The 9,081-nt window shown below is 75.1% G+C and carries 11 protein-coding genes; 9 read left to right on the forward strand and 2 right to left on the reverse strand.

Annotated features, from left to right (window positions below):
* Nucleotides 1-721: thiamine-monophosphate kinase (locus CWIS_RS11635; RefSeq protein WP_048343483.1), on the forward strand; the 721-nt coding region annotated here is incomplete at its 5' end.
* Nucleotides 722-740: 19 nt separating this feature from the next.
* Here the strand turns inward: CWIS_RS11635 and CWIS_RS11640 are convergent.
* Nucleotides 741-1,265: a GNAT family N-acetyltransferase gene (locus CWIS_RS11640; RefSeq protein ID WP_048343479.1), complete on the reverse strand. Its 525-nt coding sequence runs from the start codon at nucleotides 1,263-1,265 to the stop codon at nucleotides 741-743.
* 96 nt (nucleotides 1,266-1,361) lie between these two features.
* The gene (gene rpmB, locus CWIS_RS11645; protein ID WP_048343462.1) at nucleotides 1,362-1,553 is read right to left on the reverse strand and encodes a 50S ribosomal protein L28; all 192 of its coding nucleotides are present in this window, start codon (nucleotides 1,551-1,553) and stop codon (nucleotides 1,362-1,364) included.
* A gap of 273 nt (nucleotides 1,554-1,826) precedes the next feature.
* Here rpmB and CWIS_RS11650 point away from each other — a divergent pair, with 273 nt between their 5' ends.
* The 8 genes from CWIS_RS11650 (at nucleotide 1,827) to rpmF (ending at nucleotide 8,992) form a co-directional block, all read left to right on the forward strand.
* Nucleotides 1,827-3,386, forward strand: a complete 1,560-nt coding sequence (locus CWIS_RS11650) for a DAK2 domain-containing protein (RefSeq protein ID WP_197080832.1) — start codon at nucleotides 1,827-1,829, stop codon at nucleotides 3,384-3,386.
* A gap of 19 nt (nucleotides 3,387-3,405) precedes the next feature.
* Nucleotides 3,406-5,637 (forward strand): ATP-dependent DNA helicase RecG, encoded by a 2,232-nt coding sequence (locus tag CWIS_RS11655; protein WP_053071693.1) that lies wholly within the window; start codon nucleotides 3,406-3,408, stop codon nucleotides 5,635-5,637.
* 120 nt (nucleotides 5,638-5,757) lie between these two features.
* A complete protein-coding gene (rsmD, locus tag CWIS_RS11660; RefSeq protein ID WP_048343463.1) occupies nucleotides 5,758-6,348 on the forward strand; it encodes a 16S rRNA (guanine(966)-N(2))-methyltransferase RsmD in 591 nt (196 codons plus the stop codon).
* A complete protein-coding gene (locus tag CWIS_RS11665; RefSeq protein ID WP_048343464.1) occupies nucleotides 6,345-6,968 on the forward strand; it encodes a GNAT family N-acetyltransferase in 624 nt (207 codons plus the stop codon). The genes rsmD and CWIS_RS11665 overlap by 4 nt, the downstream gene beginning before the upstream one ends.
* A 10-nt stretch (nucleotides 6,969-6,978) precedes the next feature.
* Nucleotides 6,979-7,461 carry a pantetheine-phosphate adenylyltransferase gene (coaD, locus tag CWIS_RS11670; protein WP_048343465.1) on the forward strand — a complete coding sequence of 161 codons (483 nt, stop codon included), beginning with the start codon at nucleotides 6,979-6,981 and terminating at the stop codon, nucleotides 7,459-7,461.
* A gap of 85 nt (nucleotides 7,462-7,546) precedes the next feature.
* Nucleotides 7,547-8,029, forward strand: coding sequence for a hypothetical protein (locus CWIS_RS11675; RefSeq protein WP_048343466.1), 483 nt, complete (start codon nucleotides 7,547-7,549; stop codon nucleotides 8,027-8,029).
* 184 nt (nucleotides 8,030-8,213) lie between these two features.
* Complete coding sequence (locus CWIS_RS11680) at nucleotides 8,214-8,792, forward strand: DUF177 domain-containing protein (RefSeq protein ID WP_048343467.1); 579 nt, start codon at nucleotides 8,214-8,216, stop codon at nucleotides 8,790-8,792.
* 2 nt (nucleotides 8,793-8,794) lie between these two features.
* Nucleotides 8,795-8,992 (forward strand): 50S ribosomal protein L32, encoded by a 198-nt coding sequence (gene rpmF / locus CWIS_RS11685; RefSeq protein ID WP_048343468.1) that lies wholly within the window; start codon nucleotides 8,795-8,797, stop codon nucleotides 8,990-8,992.
* Nucleotides 8,993-9,081: the final 89 nt, after the last annotated feature.

Genomic DNA, 9,081 nt, shown 5'->3' on the forward strand with positions numbered 1-9,081 from the left:
CGTTCCGGGCGAGCTCGACGTCGCGTGGGTCGTCGGGCTCGCGCGCGGTCTGGCCGCCGTGTGCGGCCCGCTCGGGGTGGGGGTCGTCGGCGGGGACCTGTCGGGCAGCCCGCTCGTCGTCGTGAGCGTCGCGGCGCATGGTGACCTGCAGGGCCGCCCGCCCGTGCTGAGGTCGGGCGCTCGCGTCGGTGACGTCGTCGCGCACGCCGGGGTGCTGGGCCGGTCCGCCGCCGGGCTCGCGCTCGTCGACCGCGCGGCGGCCGGGGGGACCGCCGGGCCGGGCGACGACGACGCGTCCCACGACGGTCTCGTCACGGCCTACCTGCGGCCGACATCACCGCTGCCTGCCGGCCCGGAGGCGGCTCGCGCGGGCGCCACCGCGATGCTCGACGTCTCCGACGGGCTGCTGCGGGACGCGGGCCGGATGGCGCGCGCGAGCGGTGTGCGGCTCGACCTGCACGCGGACGCGTTCGCGGCGGACGTGACGGAGCTGGCGAACGCAGCACTGGCCGTGGGCGCGGACCCGTGGGCGTGGGTGCTGGGCGGGGGAGAGGACCACGGCCTGCTCGCGACGTTCGGTCCCGATGCAGTGGTGCCGGCGCCGTTCCGGGTGATCGGCCGGGTCGAGTCCCGGGCCGCCGACGACCCCGCGGTGACGGTCGATGCCGTCGCCCCCGCGGTCGGACCCGGATGGGACCACTTCGCGGGACGGTCGGACTGAGCGCGGCCCGCAGGAGGGCTCAGCCGCGGCGGTAGCGGACCTCGAGCAGCTCCTCGCCGCCGACGTCCTCGTAGCGCTCCACGCCGTCGGGCTGGAAGCCGTGGCGGCGGTAGAAGTGCCGTGCGCGCTCGTTGGCGGCCAGCACCCAGAGGCTCATGGGTGTGTTCTCGCCGGACTCGCCGATGACGGTGCGCATGAGCTCGCGGGCCACGCCGTGGCCCCAGGTCGAGGGCTCGAGGTAGATCGAGTACACCTCGAGCTCGCCGCGGGCCGCGTCCTCGTCGCGGCTCGGGCCGACCGAGGCGAACCCCAGCAGCCGCGGGCCGTCCTGCGCGATCCAGGTCCGCACGCCGTCGGCAGGCCCGTGCTCGAGGTGCCGGGCCCAGCGCACCGCGCGCTCGGCGGGGTCGAGCGAGGCGAGGTAGCGCTCGGAGACGATCCCCGCGTACGCCTCTTGCCACGAGCGCACGTGCACCGCGGCGATCGAGTTCGCGTCCGCGGGACCCGCGGTGCGGATCGTCAGCTCGTCGATCTGCTCGGCCATGGAGTCACCCTGCCACATGGGCACGACGACGCAAGGCCCGTGAGGACAATTCCTCACGGGCCTTGCGTCGATGTGCTGAAAGGTGCGAGCGCGAGCTCAGACGGCGCGCTGGACCTTGCCGGCCTTGAGGCACGAGGTGCAGACGTTGAGACGCTTCGGGGTCCCCGCCACGACAGCGCGGACGCGCTGGATGTTCGGGTTCCAACGACGCTTCGTGCGGACGTGCGAATGCGAGACGCTGTGCCCGAAGCTCGGGCGCTTGGCGCAGACGTCGCAGGTGGCGGCCACGGTCTTCTCCTGTTGCTCTGGTCGAACATGAACAGCCGCGAGTACCGCGGCGAAGTCTGGTGGACGGACCCTGAGCCCCTAGGGGCAAGCATTCGGTCCACTCCGGGCGCGCCCGATCCCGTCGGGCAACCGGTCAAGACTAGCCCATGGCGGACGGGCGCCCCAAATGTGGGCGGCGTGCGGCAGGGTGAGATGCGCCGCACGGGTCAGCCACGCTGTGCCGCGGGCGCCGACGTGCACGACGACGAGACGACGAGACAGGGAGGTGCGCGCGTGACGTTGGAGGTCGACCAGGTCCTCGCCTGGGTCCACGGCGCGCGCACCGGGCTCGCCGACGCGCGCCGACGCATCGACGCGGTGAACGTCTTCCCGGTGGCCGATGCCGACACGGGCACCAACGCGTGGCTGACGCTCGAGGGCGGTGCGCGCGCGGTCGACGACCTCGGCGCGGCCGAGCGCACGGCCGCCGAGGTCCTGGCGGTGTTCGCGCGCGGCGCGATGCTCGCCGCGCGCGGGAACTCGGGCGTGATCCTCAGCCAGTGGCTCGCGGGGTTCGTCCGGCGTACGACCGCAGCCGCGGCCGACGAGCCCGCGGGCGCCGTTCTCGCGCAGGCCCTGCGAGCGGCGGCACGCGCGGCGCGGCACGCGCTCGCCGAGCCTCAGGACGGCACCGTGCTGACCCTCGCCGACGAGGTCGCCGACGCGGCCGTGCTGGGCGCGGACTCGGGCGCCACGGCCCCGGCGGTGCTCGCGCAGGCCGCGACCGCCGGGCACCAGTCGCTCGCCCGGATCAGTGCGACGCACCCCGTCCTGCGTCGGGCGCACGTGCCGGACGCGGGTGCCTGCGCGCTGCTCGTCGTCGTCGACGCGCTCGTCCTCGCGGTGACGGGCGGCGCCCCGCGCAGCCCTGCCGAGTGGCTCCCCGAGCGTGGGAGTGCGCACGAGGCGCAGCCCGGCGAGTGCGGCACGGAGCACGCGGCGGCGGGTGGTGCGTTCGAGGTCATGCTCGTCGTGCGGGGCCTCGACCAGGGGGGTGGGGAGTCGTCAGCGCCCGACCTGGCCGACGGGCTTCGCTCGGTGCTCGGCGAGGTCGGCGACTCGGTCGCGGTCGTGGGCGCGGACGGCTGGTGGCACGCCCACGTGCACACCGACGACCCGGCCGCGGCGATCGCTGCGTGCGCGGTGGGCCGGCGCGAACAGGTCGTCGTGCGGCGGCTCGACGTGGTCGACCTCGGTGTCGTGGCAGGACCCGGGCGGGGGTGGGGGCTCGTCGTCGTGACCGGGTCGCCCGCGCTCGCCTCCTGGTACGCGACCGCCGGTGCCGTCGTCGTCGTGCGGTGCCCCGAGGAGCCGGTGACGGCGGCCCACGTGCGCCGCGCGGTCGAGGACGCGGGCTGCCCGGACGTGCTCGTCGTGCCGGGAGGGGTGGTGTCGGGTCACGAGCTCGAGTCGTTGCTGGCGCTGGACGGCGTCGAGGTCCTGGGCGCGCACGACGAGGCGCGCGCGGCGGTCGCGACCCTCGCGTTCGTGACGAGCGACAGTGCCGCCCCGGTGCACGCCGCGGCGCTCGCCACCGGCCGTGTCCGGGTCGCGGAGCTCGCACCCCGGGACGCTGGCGCGGCGCTCGACGAGACGGTCGCCCGGCTCGTCGTGGCGCCCCCGTCCGACGACCGCGCGACCGGCACGCGGCCCGAGAGCCTGACGGTCGTCGTGCCCGGAGCGCTCGAGGACGCGCTCGCTGCCGACATCGAGGCCGCGGCCGCGGCGCACGGGCTGGAGCCGACGATCCTGAGCGACGCCACGGCCGACGCCGTGCTCGTCGCGGTGGACTGAGAGCACGAGGAGGGCACAGGTGTACGCGGACGGGGTCGTGCGCTCGAGTGCGCTGGACCGGCCGATCGGCTCGGTCGCAGCCCGCACCGGGCCGAAGTTCGAGGCGCTCGGCGTGCGCACGGCTGGTGACCTGCTGCGCTACTACCCGCGCCGGTACGCCGACCCGAGCCGGCTGACCGACATCGCCGGGCTCGAGATCGACGAGAAGGCGTCGGTCGTCGCCGAGGTGCGCTCGTCCTCCGGCGTGCTGCGCTCGCGGTCGTCGGGCAAGCTGCGCGTCGAGGCGCAGGTGACCGACGGCAGGTCGGTGCTGCACCTCGCGTTCTTCGCGCAGCGCGAGGGCATGGCCAAGAAGTTCGAGCGCGACCTGCGGCCGGGTCGACGCGGCCTGTTCACGGGGAAGGTCGGCTGGTTCAACGGCCGCGCCCAGCTCGCGAACCCCGCGGTCGTGTGGTTCGACGCCGACGACGAGGACGGCGTGGTCGAGCACGCGGAGCGACCGCTGCCCGTCTACCCGGCGAGCGGCCAGCTCGACAGCGAGAAGATCGCCGCGACCGTCCAGGTGGTGCTCGGCCCGCTGCGCGAGGGCGACGTGCCCGACCCGGTACCCGCTCAGGTGCGGGCCGCGCGCGACCTCGGCGAGCTGCTCCCTGCGCTGCGACGGCTGCACCGGCCGGAGACCGAGCAGGACTGGGTCCAGGCGCAGCGCCGGCAGCGCTACGAGGAAGCGTTCGTCCTGCAGGCCGAGCTCGCGCGGCGACGTGCCCGCGCGGCCGCGCAGCCCGCCGTCGCCCGGCCCCGAGTGGCCGGTGGCCTGCTCGACGCGTTCGACCAGCGGCTCCCGTTCGAGCTCACGACCGGCCAGCGTGAGGTCGGCGCGCAGATCGCCGACGAGATCGCCCAGCCCGTGCCGATGCAGCGCCTGCTGCAGGGTGAGGTCGGCTCGGGCAAGACCGTGGTGGCGCTGCGCGCGATGCTGCAGGTCGTGGACGCCGGGGGGCAGGCGGCGCTGCTCGCGCCCACCGAGGTGCTCGCGGCGCAGCACGCCCGCTCGCTGCGTGCGTTGCTCGGCGACCTCGCCGAGGGCGGCATGCTCGGCGGCGCGGACCAGGGCACGCGCGTCGCGCTGCTGACCGGCTCGGTGACCGGTGCCGCGCGACGCCAGGCGCTGCTGGACGCGGCCTCGGGCGCCGCCGGCATCGTCGTCGGGACCCACGCGCTGCTCGAGAAGACCGTGCAGTTCGCCGAGCTCGGGCTCGTCGTGGTCGACGAGCAGCACCGGTTCGGCGTCGAGCAGCGCGACCGGCTGCGGGCCAAGGCCTCCGCCCAGCCGCACCTGCTGGCGATGACCGCGACGCCGATCCCGCGCACGGTCGCGATGACCGTGTTCGGCGACCTCGAGACCTCGGTGCTCAGCGAGCTGCCCGCGGGCCGGTCGCCGATCACGTCGTTCGTCGTGCCGGCGGACCGGCCTGCGTGGCTCGCGCGGACCTGGAGCCGCGTGCGCGAGGAGGTCGACAAGGGCGGCCGTGCGTACGTCGTGTGCCCGCGGATCACGGGCGACGACGCCGACGGCGCCGACCTCGTCGCCGACGAGCCCGCGACGCTCGGCGAGGCGGGGACGGCGCCGCGGCGGCCCCCGAGCGCGGTCCTCGAGGTCGTCGAGGAGCTGCGCGCGCTGCCCGAGCTCGCGGGGCTCGAGATCGGCGTGCTGCACGGCCGGCTCGCGGCCGAGGACAAGGACCGCGCGCTCGCACAGTTCGCCTCGGGTGCGGTGCCCGTGCTCGTCTCGACGACGGTCGTCGAGGTCGGCGTGGACGTCCCCGAGGCGACCGCGATGGTGATCCTCGACGCCGACCTGTTCGGCGTCTCCCAGCTCCACCAGCTGCGGGGCCGCGTCGGCCGCGGCACCGCGCCGGGCGTGTGCCTGCTCGTCTCGGGCGCCCGGGAGGGCAGCCCCGGGCACCAGCGGCTCACGACCGTCGCCGAGACGCTCGACGGGTTCGCGCTCGCGGCGTTCGACCTCGAGCAACGGCGCGAGGGTGACGTGCTCGGCGCGTCGCAGTCCGGGGTGGCCTCGTCGCTGCGGCTGCTGCGCGTGACGCGCGACGCCGACCTGATCGAGCAGGCGCGCGCCGACGCGCGTGCGGTGGTCGAGCAGGACCCCGAGCTCGAGTCGCACCCCGCGCTGCGGGACGCGATCGACGTGCTGCTGGCGGGCGAGCGCGAAGAGTTCCTGGACCGTGCCTGAGGTGACGTCCGCCTGCTGCGGGCACCGCGACGTGACGCCCGGGCCGGTCGTGGGTGAGGCTGTGCGCACACCGCCCGCCCGTCCGGGCGCGGCGGGTGCGAGCCGGGACGGGAGGACGGCGTGACGAGGATCGTCGCGGGCAGCGTCGGGGGGCGCGTGCTGCAGGTGCCGCGTGCCGGCACGCGTCCGACGAGCGAGCGCGTGCGCGAGGCGCTCTTCTCGCGGCTCGAGCACCTCGACGTCATCGCCGGGGCGCGCGTCCTGGACCTCTACGCGGGCTCGGGTGCGCTCGGGCTCGAGGCCGTGAGCCGGGGCGCCGCCGCGGTCACGCTCGTCGAGGTCGCCCGCCAGGCTGCGGACGTGTGCCGGCGCAACGTCGTGACCCTCGGCGTGGGGGACCGGGTCGCCGTCGCCGCCGAGAGAGCGGAGCGCTTCGTCGAGCGACCCCCGCTCGCGCCGTGGGACCTCGTGCTGATCGACCCGCCGTACGACCTGCCCGAGGCCGACCTCGGGACGGTGCTGCGCGGGCTCGTCGGGACCCTCGGACACGGCGCGGTGGTCGTCGTCGAACGCTCGGGCCGTGCGCCCGAGCCCGACTGGCCCGACGGGTTGAGCCGCTTCGACGCGCGCTCCTACGGCGAGACCGCGGTGTGGTTCGCGGAGCCGGACGAGGCTGACGCCGTACGGGACGAGGAGAGGGAGCACGGATGACGCAGGAGCCCACGGCGCGCTCGGCGCGCGCCGACGACGTCCCGGCGATCCGGACCGTCATGGCCCGGGCGTTCCACGACGACGCGCTGGTCCGCTGGGCGCTGCCCGACGAGGCGACGCGGGACGAGGTGTGCGCGGCGTGGTTCGGCGCGCTCGTCGACCGCTACGTCGCGGTCGGGCAGGTCGAGGTGGTCGAGGTGGACGGCTCGGTCGCGGCAGTGGCTGCGTGGCGCCCGCCGGACGTCCCGGACGACCACCCGGTCCTGGCGACCCTGCCGTCGGTGCCCGGCGTCGTCTCCGCCGTCGTCGGCCCCGAGCGAGCCGCCCATGTGTTCGCCACGCTCGGTCGCACGTCGGCGCTCGCGCCCGCCGAGACCGCGACGTACCTGCACCTGCTCGCGGTCCGCCCCGATCAGCAGGGCCGCGGTCTGGGCACGCTGCTGGCGACGCGCGGGCTCGCGGCGTCCGACCGCCGGGGCATCACCGCCTGGCTGTGCACGGCCGAGCAGCGCAACGTGGTGCTCTACGAGCGACTCGGGTTCGTCGGCGTGGGCGACGTGCTGCTCGACGACGCTGCGACGCTGCGCGTGATGCACCGGGCCCCGCGGGCCGCTGGCTAGGCTGACGCACGTGAGCCTCGCTGTCTGCCCCGGGTCGTTCGACCCGTTGACCCTGGGCCACGTCGACGTCGTGCGGCGCGCTCGGTCGATGTTCGACGAGGTCGTCGTGGGCATCGCACGCAACTCCGCGAAGTCCCCGCTGCTCGCGGCCGAGCAACGGGTCGCACTCGCGCGCGAGGCGTTCGCGGCCGACCCCGGGGTGCGGGTCGAGGTGGTGCCCGGACTGCTGGCGGACTTCGTGCGCGAGGTCGGCGCCGTGGCCGTCGTCAAGGGTCTGCGCGGGGGAGCGGACTTCGACGGCGAGCTGCCCATGGCGCTCATGAACCGTCACCTGACCGGCGTCGAGACCGTGTTCGTGGTGGGTGACCCCGCGCTCGCGCACATCGCGTCGTCCCTGGTCAAGGACGTGGCGCGGTTCGCCGGACCGATCGACGACCTCGTGCCGCCCGGGGTGGCGGACGCGGTGCGTGCGGCGTGGGCGGCGCGCGCGTGAGGCGCACGCACGGGCCCGGGGTGCGAGGCTGGGGGTTGCGCACCCGGGCGGCGGACGGCCGCCCAGGCGTCGGGAGGAGGAAGTCGTGAGCGAGGCCGAGGAGCGCACGGAAGGCCTGACGGGCGTGCTCGACGCGATCGAGGAGGCCGTGGTCGCGGCGCGGAACATGCCGATGTCGTCGTCGGTCCTGGTCAGCCGTGCCGAGCTGCTCGACCTCGTCGCGCAGGCGCGCGAGGTGCTGCCGGACCAGCTGACGCGTGCCGACCAGGTCCTCGCGGACGCGGACGCCGCGCGGACCGCGGCGCAGGAGGACGCCGACAGGATCCTCGAGCGGGCGCGCACGGACGCGGCCGACCTGGTCGCGCGGGAGACGGTCGTGACCGCGGCGCAGGAGCGTGCCGTCGAGATCGTCGCGGACGCCCAGCGCACCGCCGACGAGCTGCGCCGCGACGCGGACGACTACTGCGACCGACGCCTCGCGGACTTCGAGATCGACCTCGGCAAGGTGCTCGCGCAGGTCCAGGCGGGCCGGGCGAAGCTCGCCGGACGCCTCTCGACGGACGCCTGAGGGCGGCCCAGCCGACCGGGCGGTGCTCGGGGGCGCGGGTCGACCGCGGGAAGCGGCCGGACGTGGCCTCGGTCACGTCGGCGCGATTTGGGGGGCGTTCGCCCCGACCTGTAGAGTTGCGCGTTGGTCCTGCCGGTCGGCGGACCGAGATCTGCAGAAGCAGCAAGATGACGAGGGGACGGCCGTGCACCGCCCAGTTCACCTCGATCCCCGCTCGCCCTTCGTGCTCGACACCCACGAGCTCGGTCGACGTGCGGGATCGACGCGGATTGTGCAGCGCACCGTCTCCGCTCCTGCTGATCTCGGTACCGACGTGATCGGCATCCCCGAAGGGGCGGACGTCGAGCTGGATCTGCGGCTCGAGGCCGTCATGGAGGGGGTCCTGGTCACCGGATCCGTCCGTGGCCGGGCGATCGGGGAGTGCGTGCGCTGCCTGGGCGAGGTCGTCGAGGATGTCGACGTCACGCTCACGGAGCTCTACGTCTACCCCGAGCGCGCGGCTGCTGCGACGGAGGCGGGCGACGAGGACGAGGACGTGCGTGAGCTCCAGGGCGACCTGATCGACCTGGAGACCGCGCTGCGGGACGCGGTGGTGCCGGCTCTGCCGTTCCAGCCGTTGTGCCGCGAGGACTGCCCGGGTCTGTGCTCCGAGTGCGGAGCGCCCCTGGCGGACGACCCTGACCATTCGCATGAGACGCTTGACCCTCGCTGGGCCGCCCTGGGCGGACTGGCGAGCCAGGACGACGAGACGAAAGAGAGCTAGCCGTGGCGGTTCCGAAGCGCAAGATGTCGCGCAGCAACACCCGTGCGCGTCGGTCGCAGTGGAAGACCACTGCCACGACGATCACCGCGTGCCCGACCTGCAAGGCCGACAAGAAGCCCCACACGGCGTGCCCGTCGTGCGGTGCCTACAACGGCCGGCAGTACGCCGAGGCGCTGCGCAGCGAGCACGACGCCCGCTGACGCGGGTGCGTGCAGTCGTGACGTCCAGGAGCTCGGCATGAACGCCGGCAAGGACGGCTCGGCCACTGAACTTCTCGAGAAGCTCGGGG

The organism is Cellulomonas sp. A375-1 (assembly GCF_001040865.1).
GTDB lineage: Bacteria > Actinomycetota > Actinomycetes > Actinomycetales > Cellulomonadaceae > Cellulomonas > Cellulomonas gelida.